Raw genomic sequence first — 17,928 nt, 5'->3', positions numbered from 1 at the left:
CCGCCCCACAGGAGTCGCCATGTCTGTCATCACCCGCGCCGAACGCGGCGCGCGCACGAAGCTTCCTCCGGAGGAGCCCTCGATCCCGCAGCGCAAGGGCGGCACCGCGGGGTACTGGCTCTACCTGCTGCCCGGGTTCGTCCTCCTCCTCGTCATCGTCGTCATCCCGCTCGTCTTCAACGTCTATCTGACGTTCACGAAGTGGCGCGGCGTCGGGGCCCCCGACTTCATCGGCCTCGAGAACTGGTTCACGATCTTCACCGACGAGGACTTCTGGACCTCCTTCACGAACTCCGTCTGGATGGTCCTCGCGATGGTCGTCATCCCGACGACGGTCGGCCTCATGGTCGCGGCCCTCCTCTTCGACGTCGTCGGCCGCAAGTTCGGCGGGAAGGTCGGCAGCTTCCTGCGGGCCACCTACTACCTTCCGCAGATCCTCCCCATCGCCGTCGCCGGCATCGTGATCGGCTGGATGTTCCGCCCCGGTGAGACGGGGTCGGTGAACCAGATGCTCGCGGTGTTCGGCATCCCCGCGTACGACTGGCTGGGGCAGATGCCGTCGGCGCTGCTCGTCCTGATGGGCGTCCTCGTCTGGGTCCAGATCGGCTACCCGGTCGTCGTGTTCATGGCGGCGCTCCAGCGCGTGGACCCCGAGCTGTACGAGGCCGCCGAGCTCGACGGCGCCAACTGGTACCAGCGGTTCACCGCGATCACCCTCAGCATCATCCGCCCCGAGGTGTTCGTCGTCACGCTCACGTGCACGATCGCGGCGCTCAAGGTCTTCGGCCCGGTGTACATCATCACGCAGGGCGGTCCTGCCGGCGCGACACTCGTTCCCGCCTACTACGCGTACAGCGAGTTCTTCACGAAGCGGAACATCGGCTACGGCGCGACCATCGCGACCGTCCTCACCGTCCTCGTCGTCGTGGTCTCGATCATCTTCATCCGGGTGCAGAACTCGGCGGAGCGCAAGGAAAGGGCTGGTCTGTGATGACCGCGACATCCGTCATCGTCATGCCTGCCAATGCACGCAGGCCTCGTCCCCGCGGCGGCATGACCAAGAAGCGTCCCGTCGACTGGCTGCTCCTGGTGGCCGTCATCGCCGGCGGGATCGTCGTGCTCGTGCCCTTCTACCTGATCCTCGTGAACGCCTTCAAGTCGCCCATCGACTACGCGACATCCGGTCCGTTCGCGTTCCCGCAGGAGATCGACCTCACCGGCATCCAGAACTTCTGGGAGCGCGTGAACTTCCCCGAGAAGGTGTGGAACTCGATCCTCATCTCCGGCACCGTCGCGGTGCTGGCCGTGCTCATCTCGTTGCTGAACGCCTTCGCGATCGGCATCGGACGAGTCCGCGGACGCTCGTGGATCGTGCTGCTGTTCCTGATGGCGAACCTGCTGCCGCAGGAAGCGCTGCTCTACCCGCTGTACTACATGTTCAAGTCGGTGCACCTGTACGACAACGTGTGGTCGGTCATCATCGTCTTCACGGTGATCCAGGCGGCGTTCGGCACCTACCTCCTCGCGTCGGTGCTCGGCACGTTCCCCAAGGAGGTGCTCGAGGCGGCGTCCATCGACGGCGCCACCCGCTGGCAGATCCTGTGGCGGGTCGTCTTCCCGATCACGCGGCCGACGCTGTCGGTGCTGCTGATCTTCTTCTTCATCTGGACGTGGAACGAGTTCCTCATCCCGCTCACGTTCCTGCCGTCGAACGCCAATCAGACGGTCCCCGTCGCGATCAGCGTCCTGACCGGCGATCGGCTCATGGACGTCACGACGACGGCGGGAGCGGCGCTGCTCAGCATCATCCCGACGATCGTCTTCTTCCTCATCTTCCAGCGCACACTCACGCGCGGCATCACGGCAGGAGCAGTCAAGTAATGAAGTTCACGGATGGGTTCTGGCAGCTGCGCCCCGGTGTCACCGCCCTGTACGCCCAGGAGGCGTACGACATCTGGCAGACCGACACAGCGCCCGACGGCGCAGGGCTGGTCGTCACCGCCCCGACCGCCGTCATCGCCAAGCGCGGCGACGTGCTCAACCGGGCGGCGCTCACGGTGACGCTCTCCTCGCCGATCGAGGGCGTCGTCCGGGTGCGCATCGCGCACCACGAAGGCGGCGCATGGCACGGCGGCTTCGAGCTGCCCGGCGCCGCAGAAGGCGGCGCAGGGACGGCGGATGCTGAGGCCGGCACGCTCACGACCGGCCCGCTGACCGCGCGGATCGCGCCAGGAGCACCGTGGTCGCTGGCGTTCGAGGTGGACGGCGAGCGCGTGACCGGCAGCGGTCACAAGGCTCAGGCGTTCATGCGACTGTCTCCCGACGCGGCGGTCGATCACGGCATCGTCGGCAATGCCCGTGCCGACACCGGACTGCCCGAGGAGCGCACCTTCGTGCACGAGCAGCTCGACCTCGGCGTGGGGGAGACGATCTACGGTCTCGGCGAGCGGTTCGGTCCGTACGTCAAGAACGGCCAGTCGGTCGACATCTGGAACGCCGACGGCGGCACCTCCAGCGAGCAGGCGTACAAGAGCGTGCCGTTCTACCTCTCGTCGCGCGGGTACGGCCTGCTCGTCAACGACCCCGGCCACGTCTCGTTCGAGGTCGGGTCGGAGTCGGTGGAGCGCGTGCAGTTCGCCGTGACGGGGGAGGTGCTCGAATACTTCGTGTTCGCCGGCCCCACCCCCCGCGACGTGCTCGCCCGCTACACGGCGCTCACCGGCCGGCCGCCCGTCGTGCCTGCCTGGTCGTACGGCACCTGGCTGTCGACCTCGTTCACGACGGACTACGACGAGGCGACCGTCACCTCGTTCATCGAGGGGATGGCCGAGCGCGACCTGCCGCTGTCGGTCTTCCACTTCGACTGCTTCTGGATGCGCGAATTCAACTGGTGCGACTTCGAATGGGACGCGCGGGTCTTCCCCGACCCCGAGGGGATGCTGGCGCGACTGCGCGAGCGCCGGCTGCGCATCTCGGTCTGGATCAACCCCTACATCGCTCAGCGCTCGCCCCTGTTCGCGGAGGCCGCAGCATCCGGCTATCTCGTCACGCGCGCCGACGGATCGGTGTGGCAGTGGGACCTCTGGCAGGCGGGCATGGGCCTGGTCGACTTCACCAACCCCGACGCGACCGCGTGGTTCCAGTCGAAGCTGCGCCGCCTGATGGATCAGGGCGTCGACTGCTTCAAGACCGATTTCGGCGAGCGGATCCCGACGGATGTCGTGTGGCACGACGGATCCGACCCCGCGCGCATGCACAACCTCTACACGCAGCTGTACAACCGTGCGGTGCACGACCTGCTCGTCGCCGAGCGGGGCGAGGGCGACGCGGTCCTGTTCGCGCGGTCGGCGACCGCGGGCGGGCAGACGATGCCGGTGCACTGGGGCGGCGACTCCACCTCGACGTTCGCCTCGATGGCCGAGAGCCTGCGGGGCGGGCTGTCGCTCGCGATGAGCGGCTTCGCGCACTGGAGCCACGACATCGGCGGGTTCGAGGGCACGCCCGACGCCGCCGTCTTCAAGCGGTGGACGGCCTTCGGGCTGCTGTCGAGCCACAGCCGGTTCCACGGCTCCGAGTCGTACCGGGTGCCGTGGGCCTTCGACGACGAGGCGGTGGACGTCACCCGCACCTTCTCGCAGCTGAAGATGCGGCTGATGCCGTACCTCTACCAGCTGGGGCTCGAGGCGGCGCAGACCGGTGCGCCGGTGATGCGGCCGATGCAGTTCGAGTTCCCCGCGGACCCCGCCGTCGCCTACCTCGACCGTCAGTATCTGCTCGGGCCGGACGTGCTCGTCGCCCCGGTGTTCACGGAGACGGGGGATGTCGACTTCTACCTCCCCGCCGGCGAATGGACGAGTCTCCTCACCGGCGAGACGGTGCAGGGCGGCGGGTGGCGCCGCGAGCGGCACGGGTTCGACTCGCTGCCGCTCTACGCGCGACCGGGAGCGGTCATCCCGTGGGGTGCCCGCTCCGACCGAGCCGATTACGACTACCTCGAGGGGCTGCAGCTGCGGGTGTTCCCCGGCGGATCGGGCACCCGCGACATCACCGTGACCGCCCCTGACGGCCGCGCGGAGACGTTCACGGTCGACCTCGGTGACGTGACACGATGAGTGGCGTGCAGAACGCGGCCCAGGGCTCGACCGACTATCGCGACGCCGGACTGGCGTTCCCGCCCGGATTCACCTTCGGGTCCGCGACGGCGTCGTACCAGGTGGAGGGGGCGTTCGACGAGGACGGTCGTACACCCTCGATCTGGGACACCTTCGCCAAGACGCCCGGACGGGTGTGGAACGGCGACACCGGCGACGTCGCGTGCGACCACTACCACCGGTGGGAGTCGGACCTCGATCTGATGGCCTCGCTGGGCCTGGACGCCTACCGCTTCTCGATCGCCTGGTCGCGGATCGTGCCGGACCCCGCGACGGGAGCGGTGAACCAGGCGGGCGTCGACTTCTACTCCCGGCTGGTGGACGGGCTGCTCGCCCGCGGCATCAAGCCGGTCGCGACGCTCTACCACTGGGACCTGCCGCAGACGCTGGAGGATGCCGGGGGCTGGGCCGTCCGGTCCACCACCGACGTGTTCGAGCACTACGCCGCCGTGATGGGCGCCGCCCTCGGCGACCGCGTGCACACCTGGACCACCCTCAACGAGCCGTGGTGCTCGGCGTACCTCGGCTACGGGCAGGGCGGTCACGCCCCCGGCCGCCACGAGCCCGCCGCCGCGCTCGCCGCGGTGCACCACCTCAACCTCGCACACGGGCGTGCACTGCAGGCGCTGCGCGCCACGTCGACCGGCTCGCCGCAGTACTCCGCGACCCTCAACTTCCACGTGCTCCGCGGCGTCGGCGACGGCGCCGACGAAGCCATGCGCCGGATCGACGCACTCGCGAACAGGGCCTTCACCTCGCCTATGCTCCGCGGGGAATACGACGCGGACCTCCTCGAGGACACGCGCTCGGTCACCGACTGGTCGTTCGTGCAGGACGGCGACCTCGCGACGATCCACCAGCCGATCGACGTGCTCGGTGTCAACTACTACTCCACCGCCACCGTGCGGCTCTGGGACGGCCTGTCGCCGAAGCAGATGAACGACGGTCACAAGGGCGCGGCGGGCGGCACCGCGTGGCCGGGCAGCGATCAACTCGTGGAGTTCGTGGAGCAGCCTGGTCCGTACACCGAGATGGGGTGGAACATCGCTCCAGAGGGTCTCGAGGAGCTGCTGCTGTCGCTGTCGGAGCAGTTCCCCGAGCAGCCGCTCATGATCACCGAGAACGGCGCAGCATTCGCCGACGAGGTCGCGGCGGACGGATCGATCGACGACGCCGACCGGGTCGACTACCTGCGTCGCCACCTCACCGCCGCGCATCGTGCGCTGCAGGCGGGCGTCGACCTGCGCGGCTACTTCGTGTGGTCGCTGCTGGACAACTTCGAGTGGGGCTACGGCTACGCGAAGCGGTTCGGCATCGTGCGCGTCGACTTCGACACGCTCGAGCGCACGCCGAAGCGCAGCGCGCACTGGTTCCGCGAGCTCGCGACCACGCACGTCCTCCCCGTCGGGTGAGCTCCGGCCGTCGTCCACCACGCCCGGCGCGCTCGACCCCGATGCGGCACAGCGGGCGTAGCGTGGAAGGGTGCTGACCTTCACGCATGAACCCGATGCGGCGCGTTACACCCTCCACGAGGGCGACCACCTCGTCAGCGTGCTCGACTACCGCGACGACGGGCGCTCCGTCGCCCTGACCCGCGCCTACACGGTGCCGACTTTCCGGGGCCACGGCTACGCGGGTGAGCTGGTCGACCGGGCGGTCGCAGCGCTCGAGCAGCAGGGCGGCCGCGAGGTCATCCCGGTGTGCTGGTACGTCGCCGACTGGTTCGCCGCCCACCCCGAACGCGCCGGCATCCTCCGGTCGCGTCACTCCGCCTGACTCTGTAGCCGGGGGCGTGGCAGACGTCAACCCCGCTGCGCCGCGCACCGGGTCAGGCGAGGCTGGAGGGGACGAAAGGGGTCAGCCATGACTGAACGCGATCTTCCCGAGGGCGTCATCGACGCCGATCCGGCCGGCGGCTGGGAGTCCGGCGCCGCCGCGGATGAGACCACTCAGGAGTCGACCGACGAGGCGACCGAGCCGGTCTCGGCACCCGACGGGCTGGACGTCGGCACCGTGGAGGAGTCCGTCGAGGGCGCCGACCCCGATCTCTCCGCCGACGCCGACACGGAGGCCGAGGACGCCGACCGCCCGAGCACCGAGAAGGATCCGGGCCAAGAGCCGCGTGCACCGCACCGGCAGGACCCGCCCGCGCCGACGCATCAGGCCACCGGACTCGGCGTCGACGCCCCGCCGGCACCCTGAGCTGCGGCTACGGCCGCTGCGCGAATCCGACGATCCGCGCGGCGGCGGGTGCAGCATCCCGGATCATCGTCTCGTGACCGTGGCCGTCGATCTCCTCCAGTGACGCGTCGGGCAGCAGCGCGACCACCTGCAGGCACCAGTCGCGCGGCGCGACCGCGTCACTGGCCCCGCGCAGCACGAGGGTGCGCGCAGGCACGCGCGGGTAGACGTCCTCCGGCCGGTGGGTGAGCATCGCGCGCATCTTGCGGCGCAGGTGCGGACCCGCGTGCAGGTACTCGCCGGCGCCGATCCAGAGCACGCGGGGGCTCTCGATCGCCAGGTCGTGCACGAGCCGGCGGAACTGGCCCCAGATCGAGCGGGCACGCGGATCGACGGTCGGACCGGCGAGCACGATCCGGTCCGTGAGACCGGGGTGGCGAACGACCGCCTCGATGGCCACCTGGGTGCCCATCGAGTGCCCGATCAGCACCGGGCGCCTGACGCCGCGATCACGCAGCAGGGCCGCGACGATGTCGGCCATCCGCTCGATCGTCGGCGTGCGATCCGGTTCGGGGGCATCGCCGTACCCTGGCAGGTCCAGCGAGATGACCCTGCCGTGGGGAGTCAGGTGCGCGGTCAGGTCTCCGAAGGCTCCGCGTCCCATCCCGATGCCGTGCAGCAGCACGAAGACGGCTTCACCGCCCGCCGCGCCCTCGGCGGGGTGCTCCTCGACCACGAGCGTCGCGCCCTGGTAAGAGAAGTGCGAGATCGCGTCGGTCACCGTCCGAGGCTATCCCGTGGCCGTTCCGTCTCCGCCCCGAGCGGCGTACCGTGGCCGCATGTGCCGCAACATCGTCCCGCTGAACAACTTCGAGCCGGCCGCCACCGACGACGAGTGCCACGACGCCGCACTGCAGTTCGTGCGCAAGATCGCCGGCACGACCAAGCCGGCGAAGGTGAATCAAGCCGTCTTCGATCGGGCTGTCGCTGAGATCGCCCACGCGACCCGTCACCTCATCGACGATCTCGTCACCACCGCCCCGCCCAAGAAGCGCGAGGAGGAGGCCGCCAAGCGCAGGGCGCGGTCGGCTGACCGCTATGAGGCGCTGCGGGTGTACCAGCAGGAGAAGCGGACCGCGCGGGCGGCATCCTGAGCCGCTCCCTGCGAGCAGCGCGCCGCATTCGGGCGGCGCACCGCCGGCCTCTGGGGCGATGTCGGAAGCCCGCCATACCGTTGATGGCATGCGCATCCTGCACACCTCCGACTGGCACATCGGGCGGACCTTCCACGGTCACTCCACGCTCGAGGCCCTCGGTGGCGTGCTCGCGGCGCTGACCGAGCAGGTGCGCGAACAGCGCGTCGATCTCGTCATCGTCGCCGGCGACGTCTTCGACTCGGCTACTCCTGCCGCTGCCGCGTACACGCTGCTCACCGACACGCTGGTGGCGCTCCGCGACACCGGCGCCCGCGTGGTCGTCACGAGCGGCAACCACGACTCCGCCGCGCGGCTCGGCTTCCAGGCGAAGCTGCTGCGCGACGGCATCCACGTGCTCACCGACCCGCTCTCGGTCGGCACACCCCTCACGATCGACGACGCGGACGGCCCGGTGCACGTCTACGGCATCCCGTTCCTCGAGCCGAGCCTCGTCCGCCACCTGTGGCCGGACGTCGAGCTGCGCTCGCAGGCGCAGACCCTCACCCACGCGATGGATCTCATCCGCGCCGACCTGGCCGGGCGCGGCGGACGCTCCGTCGCCGTGGCGCACTGCTTCGCCGCGGGCGTCGAGCCCACGCCTCACCTCGAGCGCGACATCCAGCAGGGCGGCCTCGACGTCGTGCCGCTCGGTGCGTTCGACGGGCCCGACTACATCGCGCTCGGGCACATCCACGGGCGCCAGCATCTGACCGATCGCGTCCGCTACGCGGGCGCGCCGCTGCACTACAGCTTCGGCGAAGGCGACAAGCCGCGCGGCTCGTGGATCGTCGAGCTGGATGCGGGGGGCCTGGCGTCCGTCCAGTGGCTCGAGCTGCCGGTGCCGCGGCGCCTCGTCACCCTCGAAGGCACCCTCGACGAGCTGCTGACCGACCCGCGGTTCGACGACATGCGCGACGCATGGGTCAGCGCCCGCTACACCGACGCGGCCCCGCAGCCCGACCCGATGCGCCGGCTGCAGGCGCGGTTCCCGCATTGCGCGATGGTCGCCCACGCGCCGTCGGTCGTGCACGCCGACGACGGCCGCAGCTATGCGGCGCGGGTGCGCGAGGCGCGCGATGACCTCGCCCTGGTCGACGCCTTCCTCCGCCACGTGCGCAACGGCGTCGGAGCCGGCGAGGGCGAGCGCGACCTCCTCCGCGACGTCATCGACGATCAGGTCGCCGCCGAGGTGCGCGGATGAAGCTTCACAGCCTCGAGCTCGAAGGCTTCGGACCCTTCCTGCACCGTCAGTGCGTCGACTTCGATGCGTTCGACGGAGACGGCATCTTCCTGATCTCCGGGCGCACGGGCGCCGGCAAGTCCAGCATCCTCGACGGTGTCTGCTTCGCGCTGTACGGCAGCGTGCCCCGCTACGACAGCGGCGACAAGCGCATCCGCAGCGACCATGCAGCGCCAGAAGACGCGACCACGGCCGTGCTCGAGTTCACGGTCGACGGCGCCCGCTACCGCGTCACGCGATCGCCCGACTACGAGCGCCCCAAGGCGCGCGGCGTCGGCACGACGCCGGTGAAGCATGCGGCCCAGCTCGATGAGCGGGTGGGTGATGCCTGGATCGGCCGCGCAGCCGGCCCCCGCGACGTCGGGCTGCTGCTCGACGAGATCCTCGGACTCAGCCGCGACCAGTTCCTGCAGGTCATCCTGCTCGCCCAGAACCGGTTCGCGCAGTTCCTCCTCGCGAAGAACGACGACCGGCAGGCCGTGCTGCGCACCCTGTTCGGCACGCGGGTGTACGAGGACTACCAGGCGGCGCTCGAGCAGCGCCGCAAGCAGTCCGAGCATGATCTCGGCCGCGCGGGCGACCAGGTCGAGCTTCTGCTGGCGGAGGCCGCCGCGCTCGCGGCCGAGCACGGCTTCGGCGCAGACGACGACGCGTCCGCCGCGACGGCCGCCCGTCTCGCCCTCGCCGTCGCAGCCGTCGACCGCGCCGCATACCGCGCCGACACGCTCGCTCGCGAGCGAGACGCCGCGGACGAGGCCGTCGCCCAGATCGTCGCGGCGCACACCGCCCTCGTCGCGCTGGATGCCCAGCGCCGAGAGCGGGATGCCGCTCGACTCGACCTCGCCGCCCGAGAGGCCGCAGAACCCGCGTTCGCCGCCGACCGCGCCACCCTCGGCCGCGCCACGCGCGCCGAGGCGCTGCGCTCGGTCATCGCCGCCGCGGCCAGGGCTGCTGTCGCCGTCGACGACGCCGCCGCCGCCGAGAGTGCGGCTCTCGCAGCGTGGTCGACCAATGTCGGCCGTGACGCAGAGCAGCAGGCGAGCGTCGACATCACCGCGCTGCGTCGTCGCATCGATGAGATGACCGGCGATCTGTCCCGCTGGGCGGATGCCGCCGCACTCGAGGCCGAGCTGCAGGCGCTCGACACGCGTATCGCCGCCGACCGCGTCGCCCTCGCCGACCTCGACGCGCAGCTCGTGGCGCTCGATGCCGCGCGCGCCGGAGCCCCGGCACAGCTGGCGACGCTCGACGAGGCGATCGCGGGTCTGGAAGGCGCCGCCGTCGTCCTGACGACCGCTCGCACCGCGCTCGCCGCGACCGAGACCCAGTTGGCCGCAGCACGCGAGGCCGCGGCGCGCGCCGACGACCTGCGTACCGCTGAGCAGGCCCACGCTGCTGCGCTGACCGCCCTCGAGTCCGCCGCAGGCGCTCTCACCTCGCTGCTGCGTCGCCGCCTCGAGGGCTTCGCCGGCGAGCTTGCCGGCGAGCTGGTCGACGGAGACCCGTGCGCCGTCTGCGGCTCGCGCGAGCATCCTGCTCCGGCCGTGCACGACGGCGAGCCGGTGACCGACGAGATGCTGGCCGCTGCCGAGCGGACGAAAGACGACGCGGCTGCGGCGGAGCAGTCGGCCGCGACGGCCGCCCGTGCCGCGCGCGCCGCCCACAGCGAGTCGGCCGCCCGGGCCCACGGACGCAGCGCCGACGACCTCGAGGCCGCGCTCGCCGCCGCCCGCACCGCCGTCGACGCCGCTGCGGCCGACGCCGCACGCCAGTCCGAGCTGATCGCGCAGCGCGCCGAGCTCTCCGACCTCGACGCGCTGGCCGCTGCCGAGCGAGACGCCCTCGCCGTCGCGAGCACCGAGAGGCGTCAGCGCCTCGCGGTGGCCGACGAGCGGGCGACGACCATGCGCGCGACCGTGACCGCCGCCCGCGGTGCCGCCCCCCGCGTCGCCAATCGCATCGCCGAGACCACCCGGCTCCGCGACCTGACCAGGGCGCTGGCCGACGCCGCGGACGCGGCCGCCGCCCGCCGTGTCGCGCACGCCGAGGCGCTCGTCGACCGCGATGCCGAGGTCGCCGCATCCGACTTCTCCGACGTGGACGATGCGGTTGCGGCGCTGCGCGACGATGCCACCCGCTCCGCTCTGACGCGCGGCATCCTCGACCATGAGGTCGCCCTGCGCACGGTGCGCGAGCGGCTGCGCACCCTCGAGCTCGATCTGGCCGGGCGCGACTCCGACGACGTGGACCTCGAGCAGTCGGCTCGCGCGGTCGCGGCCGCGAAGGACGCCGCCCGTGCGGCGACGCAGGCGGCGGAGCGCGTGGCCCAGGCCGCCGCCCGCCTGCGCAGTCTGACCGAACGTGCCGACGCCGCCTACGCCGGCATCGCCGGATTGGCCTCCGCCCACGAGCTCATCGCCGGCCTGGCCGCAGCCGTCGCCGGTCGCACGGCCAGCCGGATGGACCTCGAGACCTTCGTGCTCGCCGCCGAGCTCGAAGAGATCGTCGCGCAGGCGAACGTGCGCCTCGACGACATGTCATCGGGCCGCTACCGGCTGCGCCACAGCGACGCGGTCGCGGCACGCAACGCCGCGTCCGGGCTCGGCATCGAGATCATCGACGCCTACACCGGTCGCGCCCGTCCCGCGCAGTCGCTCTCGGGCGGAGAGACCTTCCTCGCCTCGCTCGCCCTGGCTCTCGGCCTCGCCGAGGTCGTCACGGCCCGGGCGGGCGGGCTGCGCCTCGACACCCTGTTCATCGACGAGGGGTTCGGCTCGCTCGACGCCGAGACGCTCGAACTGGCGATGCGGACGCTCGACGAACTGCGCCAGGGTGGCCGGACGGTCGGGGTCATCAGCCACGTGGAGGCGATGAAAGAGCAGCTGCCCGCGCAGCTCACGGTGACGGCGTCCCCGCATGGTCCGAGCACCATCACGCAGCACGCGTCCGTCGCGGTCTGAACCACCGCGCGCTCGGCTCTTGTCGGGGCCTCGTGCCGGGTGTAGTGTCACGCCAGATCAGCACCACAGAACCATTTCGCACCACTCCCGATACCCGCTGATCAGCCGTCGACGCGCTCGTTCGCGCCGACCGCCGGCCTGTCCGGCCACGGATTCGTCCGCGCCTCCTGCTCTGCACACAGCGTCGTGAACCGGAGTTGCCATGCGCACCACCACGGGTGTCCGTCGCGCCCTCACCGCCGTCGCCACGGCCGCCGCCCTCGTCGTCGGACTCTCCGTCGGAGCCGCCTCCGCCAGCGCCGCTCCCGCGCTCCCGGCCAAGATGGCCGCACTCGGCGACTCCATCACCCAGGCGTCCATGACCTGCTCGGCGCTGCTGAGCTGCCCGACCAACAGCTGGTCCACCGGCACGGCGGCATCGGTCGCCTCGCACGCCACCCGGCTGCGGCAGGCCGGAGCTCAGCTGACGACCTACAACGACGCCGTCCCGGGTGCGGTCGCCGCAGGGCTCCCCGCCCAGGCCACCAGAGCGGCGGGTCAGGGCGCGCAGTACGTGACGATCGAGATCGGCGCGAACGACGCGTGCAAGGACTCCGTGTCGCAGATGACCTCCACTGACGCCTTCGCCGCCAGCATCCAGACGAGTCTCGCCACGCTCGCGGCCAGCCAGGCGAAGCCGGAGATCTTCGTCGCCAGCATCCCGAACCTGAAGCGCCTGCTCGACCTCAACAAGTCCAGCGTCTCCGCCCGGCTCACCTGGGCGCTGCTCGGACTGTGCAAGTCGATGCTCGCGAGCCCGACCAGCACCAAGGCGGCCGATGTGGAGCGACGCGAGGCCGTGCAGACGCGCGTGAACGAGTACAACCTGGCGCTCGAGGCGGCATGCGCCGCGACGGCGAAGTGCCGGTGGGACGGCTATGCGGTCGCGGGCTACGCGTTCGCGAAGTCGGACATCTCGACGCGCGACTACTTCCACCCCTCGGTCAGCGGCCAGGCATCCCTCGCCGCAGTGACGTGGGAGAAGACGCAGTGGCGGTCATGACCTCCCGGTGACTGGGCGCCGGGACACGGGGTCTGGCTGAGCGGACTGGGGGGAACGCTCGGCTAGACCCCGTACTCTGCCCTGACCTTGTCGCGCAGCAGCGCGCTGCACGCGGCGACGGTCGCCCGCCAGTCCGTGATGGCGTCGTCCTGTGCGCGGTCGGACACGGCCTTGAGCACCCGCAGCGGCACGCCGAACTGCTCGGCCACCCACGCGTACGCGTACGTCTCCATGTCGACCAGGCCGGCGCCGAGGGGGCGGATCACGCCGACCGCCTCCGCGTCGTCGACGAAGTGGTCGCCGGTCGCGATCGTGACGCCCTCGCGTCCGAGCTCCACCCGGGGCGGCAGCGACACGTGCTGGCCGACGATCCCGTCGATGTCGGTGACGTCGTGCTGGATCGCGGCGTCGATGTCGTAGATCGCCTCGTGCAGGCGCGGGTCGATGGCGCCGGCGGTGCCGACGACGAGGATCTCGTCGTAGGTGCGGGCGTCGAGCGCGCGGGTCAGCGCGTAGGTGGCCTGCAGCTTGCCCGGACCGGTGACGAGCCGGTCGAATCCGGGAAGGTCGGCTTCGAAGGCGACGAGTTCGGCATCAAGGGCGGCGACGAGGAGTTTCACTGCTCCATTGTCCCAGCAGGCACCTGGGAGACCCCCGGTCAGGCGCCGCCGGAGATGATGCCGATGATGCCAGACACGAGCATGTAGACGCCGATGGCGCCGACCACGATCCAGATCGTGATGCGCGCGGTCGACGGGCCCTTCTTGTCATCGGTCACCCCTCGAGCGTAACCGCACCAGGGGGCCTCGCCCGACGGCGCGGAGGGCCGGGGCCGTCAGAACAGATCGTCGAGCTCGATCCGCACCCCCGTGCTGTCGCGGAGCGCCTGGCGCGCAGCCCACCACCCCGGCATGCCGCTCACTCCGGGGCCGGGCGGCGTCGCGGCGGACGCCAGGTACACGCCGCGCATGGGTGTGCGCCAGGGGGCCGGCGAGGCCACCGGGCGGCGCACCGCCTGCACGAGGCTGAACGCCCCGCCGAGGATGTCGCCGCCCACCTCGGCCGGGTTGAGCGCCTCGCGGTCGGCGGCCGTGGTGACGTGCGCGGCGAGGATGCGGTCGCGCACCCCGGGGGCGAACCGCTCCACCTGGGCGATGATCGCCTCGGTCGGGTCGAACGGCGAGTCCCTGGGCACATGCATGTACGCCCACAGCACCGCCTTGCCCGAAGGCGCGCGCGTCTCGTCGAGCACCGACGGCTGCACGGCCAGCACGTAGGGCCTGGCCGGGATGCGGCCGGCGGCGACCGCGTTCTCGGCCGCGACGATCTCCGCGCGCGACCCGCCGAGGTGCACGGTCGGCGCCAGGGAGAGGTCGGGGTTGGTCCACGGCACCGGGCCGTCGAGGGCGAGATCGAGCTTCGCCGCCCCCGGCCCGTACCGGTACCGCCGCAGCGCCCGTGCATAGCGCGGCGGCACGTCGGGATGCGTCGCGGCCAGTCGGGGCGACGTATCCAGCAGGAGCAGGTCACCCGCATCGCGGTCGCCGACGTCGAGGCCGGCGAGGGTGCGCACCTGGACACCGGTCTCGATCTCCCCGCCGTGCGCGCGCAGGTCGGAGGAGAGCGCGTCCGCGATCGCCTGGGCGCCGCCGCGCGGAAACCCCCAGCCCGTGGAGTGGGTGTGCGCCGCGAGCAGCAGCGCCGCGGCGGCCGCAGCGGGGGAGGGCAGCCGCGTGTTCGCGTGTGCGAGCACACCGGCGAGCAGCGCGGCGCCGGCTTCGGTGCGGAAGACGCGGTCGCCGAGCCGGGTGCCCAGCTGCAGCATCCGCGCTCCGAATCGCGCCGCCATGAAAGGATGCGGGGGCAGTCGCAGCAGTGGTCCGCCGACCGTCTCCTGCACGTCGCGGAGCCCGTCGTTGAGTGGGCCCAGCACCGCACGCCAGGCCCGCCCGTCCGCGCCGAGCTCCTCGACCGTCCGGCCGAGGTCGCGCCAGGCGATCGCGGCGCGCCCGCCGTCGAGGGGGTGCGCGAACGACGCGTCGGGGATGATCCAGTCGACGCGCTCGTGCACTCCTGCCGCGCGGAAGAACGGCGAGCTCAGCGCTGCCGGGTGCACCGCCGAGCCCACGTCGTGCCGGAATCCGGGCAGTGTCAGCTCTGCCGTCCTGGTGCCGCCGCCGATCGTCTCGGCCGCTTCGAGCACCCGCACGGCATAGCCGGCGCGGGCCAGCGCGACCGCGGCGGCGAGCCCGTTCGGGCCGCTGCCCACGATCGTCGCCCGGCGCGCCATGGGTCCAGTCTGGCAGGGCGCGGTCCTTTGAATCCGTGTGCGATGTTCGCCATGATGAGAGCAGACGCAGGATGCTGCAGAACGGGGTACGCCATGGAGTCAGTGCTGCTCGACACTCCCGCGGGGGTCACGGCCCGGCTGGGCTGGGATCCGAAGCTCCCCGAGCACGACCGGAAGCGGCTGCTGGCCAAGGAGCTCCTCTCGGCCAAGCTCGGCATCGAACCTCGCGGCATCATCGTCGAGCGCGAGAAGCCCACCACCTTCGGCCACCACACCCAGCTGTTCGCCACGGTCGACGGCCGGGAGCTGCCGCTGCAGATCCGCACCGTCAGCTTCCGGGCGGCGACGATCACCGCCCTCGCCGAGCCGGGAGTGGTGCTGGGCCTCGACCTGCGCGACGCGCACCCCGACGAGCTCACGCTCAGCGACATGCGCCGCCACTCGCACCTGTTCGACGAGTCGAACATTCCCGCGCTGACCGCGCATTGGACGCGCGTGCAGGCGATCCGTGATGCGGACGGCCGCGGCACCAGGGTGCGCGGTGAGCACGTCCGCCTCGACACGAACCTCGCCAAGGGGTGGATCCCCGACCGACACGTGCGCTACCAGCTCTTCGACCTGTCGCGGGACAGCTGGGTCATCACCCTCGCCTACGTGCCGGCGCCCGTCGAATAGACGCCGCGACCGTCAGGCCTGCTCGCGCTCGGCGAGGGCGGCATCGAGCTCGGCGAGCCAGACCGTGGCGTTGCCGTCAGAGGGGGCGCGCCAGTCGCCGCGGGGCGAGAGCGAACCGGCCGGAGACACCTTCGGCCCGTTCGGGATCGCGGAGCGCTTGAACTGCGCGAAGGCGAAGAACCGCTGCAGGAACACGCGGAGCCACTTCGTCACGGTCGCGAGGTCGTACGCGTATCGGTCGTCGGCGGGGAATCCAGGCGGCCACGCGCCGGCGTCCGCGTCCGCCCAGACGTGCCCGGCGACGAAGGCGATCTTCGAGGGGCGCATGCCGTAGCGGAGCACGTGGAACAGCGTGAAGTCGTGCAGCGCGTACGGGCCGATGCGGTCCTCGGTGGACTCGGCCGTTCCGTCCTGGCCCACGGGGACGAGCTCGGGGCTGATCTCGGTGTCGAGCACCGACTGCAGCACCGTCTTCGCCTCCGGCGTGAGCGTCGTCGCGGTCTCGGTCCCTGAGCCCGTCGACGGGTCGCCGTGTGCGATCACCCAGCGGATGACGTGCTGGATGAGCGTCTTCGGGACGCCGGCGTTCACGGCGTAGTGGCTCATGTGGTCGCCCACGCCGTACGTGGCCCAGCCGAGGGCGAGCTCGGACAGGTCGGACGTGCCGATGACCATGCCGCCGTGGTGGTTCGCGAGTCGGAAGAGATAGTCGGTGCGCAGCCCCGCCTGCACGTTCTCGAACGTGATGTCGTGCACGGGCTCGCCGTCGGCGAACGGGTGCCCGAGTCTCTCGAGCATCTCGGTCGCCAGCGGGCGGATGTCGATGGTCTCGATCTGCGCGCCGATCGCCTCGGCCAGCGCGATGGCGTTCGACTTGGTGTGCTCGGTGGTCGCGAACCCGGGCATCGTGTACGCGAGGATGTCGCTGCGGGGACGGCCCATCCGGTCCATGGCGCGGGCGACGACCAGCAGCGCGTGGGTCGAGTCCAGGCCGCCGCTCACGCCGATGACCGGCTTCGGGTCGCCGATGGCCCGCATCCGCTGCACGAGCCCGGAGACCTGGATGTTGAACGCCTCGTAGCAGTCCTGCGCGAGCCGGGCCGGGTCGTCCGGGACGAACGGGAACCGGTCGAGGGGGCGCTGCAGTCCGATGTCGCGAGCAGGCGGGTCGAGGTACAGCTCGACGGTGAGGAACTCCCCGTCGTCGGCGATCCGGTTGTCGTCGAAGGTGCCCTGACGCAGCCGATCCTGACGCAGCCGGTCGAGGTCGATGTCGGCGACGCTGTGCCGAGGGCCGTCGGGGAAGCGCTCGGTCTCGGCGAGCAGGTTGCCGCCCTCGTAGATCATCGTCTGGCCGTCCCACGACACGTCGTTCGTGGACTCGCCGGCACCGGCGGCCGCGTACGCATAGGCGGCCAGGCACCGCAGCGACTGCGACTGGGCGAGCGTCTTGCGGTCGTCGGCGCGCGCGATCGTGATGGGGCTGCCGCTCAGATTCACGAGCAGAGTCGCTCCCGCGAGTGCCGCACGCGACGACGGCGGCACCGGCACCCACATGTCCTCGCAGACCTCGGCGTGGAGGACGAGACCAGGCACGTCCCGCACGGCGAAGAGGAGGTTGTTGCCGAAGACCGTCTCGATGTCGCCGATGCGGATGCCCTCGCCCGACCACGGCTCTCCGGCGGCGTACCAGCGGCGCTCGTAGAACTCGCGGTAGGTCGGCAGATACGACTTCGGGGCGACGCCGAGCACTTCGCCGCGGTGGATCACGACGGCGCAGTTGTAGATGCGGTTGCGATGGCGCAGCGGCGCGCCGACGACGAGCACAGGGAGGAGATCGGCGGATGCTGTCGCCAGCGAGGCGATGGCGTCCTCCACGGCATCGAGCACGACGTCCTGCATCACGAGGTCGTCGATCGCGTAGCCCGTCAGGCACAGCTCGGGGAAGACCGCGACCGCGACGCCCTCGGCATCGAGCTCGACCGCGGAGGCGAGCACCGCGGCGGCGTTGGCGGTGGGGTCGGCGATGCGGACGGGCAGCGTGCACGCCGCGACGCGCGCGAATCCGTGCCGATAGGCGCTCTCGAAGGGCAGCTCGGTGGTCACGGCTCAAGTCTGGCAGGTCGGGGCGGCGCGGGCACGGACGCGCGTCGATGTCGGCGACCCGGGCTAGCCTCCTTACGGAGAGGGAGC

At 71.4% G+C, this 17,928-nt stretch carries 15 protein-coding genes; 11 read left to right on the top strand and 4 right to left on the bottom strand.

Annotated elements, in window-relative coordinates; translation table 11 throughout:
* Window positions 1-19: 19 nt before the first annotated feature.
* From Microterr_RS12030 to Microterr_RS12005, 6 genes are all read left to right on the top strand, one after another.
* Window positions 20-991: a carbohydrate ABC transporter permease gene (locus Microterr_RS12030; RefSeq protein WP_263797701.1), complete on the top strand. Its 972-nt coding sequence runs from the start codon at window positions 20-22 to the stop codon at window positions 989-991.
* Window positions 991-1,881, top strand: coding sequence for a carbohydrate ABC transporter permease (locus Microterr_RS12025; protein WP_263797702.1), 891 nt, complete (start codon window positions 991-993; stop codon window positions 1,879-1,881). The genes Microterr_RS12030 and Microterr_RS12025 overlap by 1 nt, the downstream gene beginning before the upstream one ends.
* Window positions 1,881-4,112: an alpha-xylosidase gene (yicI, locus tag Microterr_RS12020; protein WP_263797703.1), complete on the top strand. Its 2,232-nt coding sequence runs from the start codon at window positions 1,881-1,883 to the stop codon at window positions 4,110-4,112. The genes Microterr_RS12025 and yicI overlap by 1 nt, the downstream gene beginning before the upstream one ends.
* Window positions 4,109-5,563 carry a GH1 family beta-glucosidase gene (locus tag Microterr_RS12015; protein ID WP_263797704.1) on the top strand — a complete coding sequence of 485 codons (1,455 nt, stop codon included), beginning with the start codon at window positions 4,109-4,111 and terminating at the stop codon, window positions 5,561-5,563. Before yicI ends, Microterr_RS12015 begins: the two co-directional genes overlap by 4 nt.
* A 70-nt stretch (window positions 5,564-5,633) precedes the next feature.
* The gene (locus tag Microterr_RS12010; protein WP_263797705.1) at window positions 5,634-5,927 is read left to right on the top strand and encodes a GNAT family N-acetyltransferase; all 294 of its coding nucleotides are present in this window, start codon (window positions 5,634-5,636) and stop codon (window positions 5,925-5,927) included.
* Window positions 5,928-6,014: 87 nt separating this feature from the next.
* Window positions 6,015-6,353 (top strand): hypothetical protein, encoded by a 339-nt coding sequence (locus Microterr_RS12005; protein ID WP_263797706.1) that lies wholly within the window; start codon window positions 6,015-6,017, stop codon window positions 6,351-6,353.
* Between the two features lie 7 nt (window positions 6,354-6,360).
* Here the strand turns inward: Microterr_RS12005 and Microterr_RS12000 are convergent, their stop codons facing one another.
* Window positions 6,361-7,113 (bottom strand): alpha/beta fold hydrolase, encoded by a 753-nt coding sequence (locus Microterr_RS12000; protein ID WP_263797707.1) that lies wholly within the window; start codon window positions 7,111-7,113, stop codon window positions 6,361-6,363.
* A gap of 58 nt (window positions 7,114-7,171) precedes the next feature.
* On the opposite strand from Microterr_RS12000, the gene Microterr_RS11995 reads away from it, so the two are divergent.
* The 4 genes from Microterr_RS11995 to Microterr_RS11980 all read left to right on the top strand — a co-directional run bounded on the left by Microterr_RS11995 (window position 7,172) and on the right by Microterr_RS11980 (window position 12,770).
* On the top strand, window positions 7,172-7,486 hold the full coding sequence (locus tag Microterr_RS11995; protein WP_263797708.1) for a DUF2277 domain-containing protein: 315 nt from the start codon (window positions 7,172-7,174) through the stop codon (window positions 7,484-7,486).
* An 88-nt stretch (window positions 7,487-7,574) separates the two neighbouring features.
* Window positions 7,575-8,729 (top strand): exonuclease SbcCD subunit D, encoded by a 1,155-nt coding sequence (locus Microterr_RS11990; protein WP_263797709.1) that lies wholly within the window; start codon window positions 7,575-7,577, stop codon window positions 8,727-8,729.
* Window positions 8,726-11,728 (top strand): AAA family ATPase, encoded by a 3,003-nt coding sequence (locus tag Microterr_RS11985; protein ID WP_263797710.1) that lies wholly within the window; start codon window positions 8,726-8,728, stop codon window positions 11,726-11,728. Before Microterr_RS11990 ends, Microterr_RS11985 begins: the two co-directional genes overlap by 4 nt.
* A 202-nt stretch (window positions 11,729-11,930) precedes the next feature.
* Window positions 11,931-12,770: a GDSL-type esterase/lipase family protein gene (locus Microterr_RS11980; protein WP_263797711.1), complete on the top strand. Its 840-nt coding sequence runs from the start codon at window positions 11,931-11,933 to the stop codon at window positions 12,768-12,770.
* Window positions 12,771-12,832: 62 nt separating this feature from the next.
* Here Microterr_RS11980 and Microterr_RS11975 read toward each other — a convergent pair whose 3' ends face one another.
* Together Microterr_RS11975 and Microterr_RS11970 are read right to left on the bottom strand one after the other, a co-directional pair.
* Window positions 12,833-13,390: a phosphorylase family protein gene (locus Microterr_RS11975; protein ID WP_263797712.1), complete on the bottom strand. Its 558-nt coding sequence runs from the start codon at window positions 13,388-13,390 to the stop codon at window positions 12,833-12,835.
* 215 nt (window positions 13,391-13,605) lie between these two features.
* The gene (locus Microterr_RS11970) at window positions 13,606-15,060 is read right to left on the bottom strand and encodes a phytoene desaturase family protein (RefSeq protein ID WP_263797713.1); all 1,455 of its coding nucleotides are present in this window, start codon (window positions 15,058-15,060) and stop codon (window positions 13,606-13,608) included.
* 93 nt (window positions 15,061-15,153) lie between these two features.
* Between Microterr_RS11970 and Microterr_RS11965 the strand changes: the two genes are divergently transcribed.
* On the top strand, window positions 15,154-15,735 hold the full coding sequence (locus tag Microterr_RS11965; protein ID WP_263797714.1) for a hypothetical protein: 582 nt from the start codon (window positions 15,154-15,156) through the stop codon (window positions 15,733-15,735).
* Between the two features lie 12 nt (window positions 15,736-15,747).
* On the opposite strand, the gene Microterr_RS11960 is transcribed toward Microterr_RS11965, so the two are convergent.
* Window positions 15,748-17,841: an NAD(+) synthase gene (locus Microterr_RS11960; RefSeq protein WP_263797715.1), complete on the bottom strand. Its 2,094-nt coding sequence runs from the start codon at window positions 17,839-17,841 to the stop codon at window positions 15,748-15,750.
* Window positions 17,842-17,928 lie beyond the last annotated feature (87 nt).

The sequence above is a fragment of the Microbacterium terricola genome (genome assembly GCF_027943945.1).
Lineage (GTDB): Bacteria > Actinomycetota > Actinomycetes > Actinomycetales > Microbacteriaceae > Microbacterium > Microbacterium terricola.
This window is presented reverse-complemented; position numbering and strand designations above follow the sequence as displayed.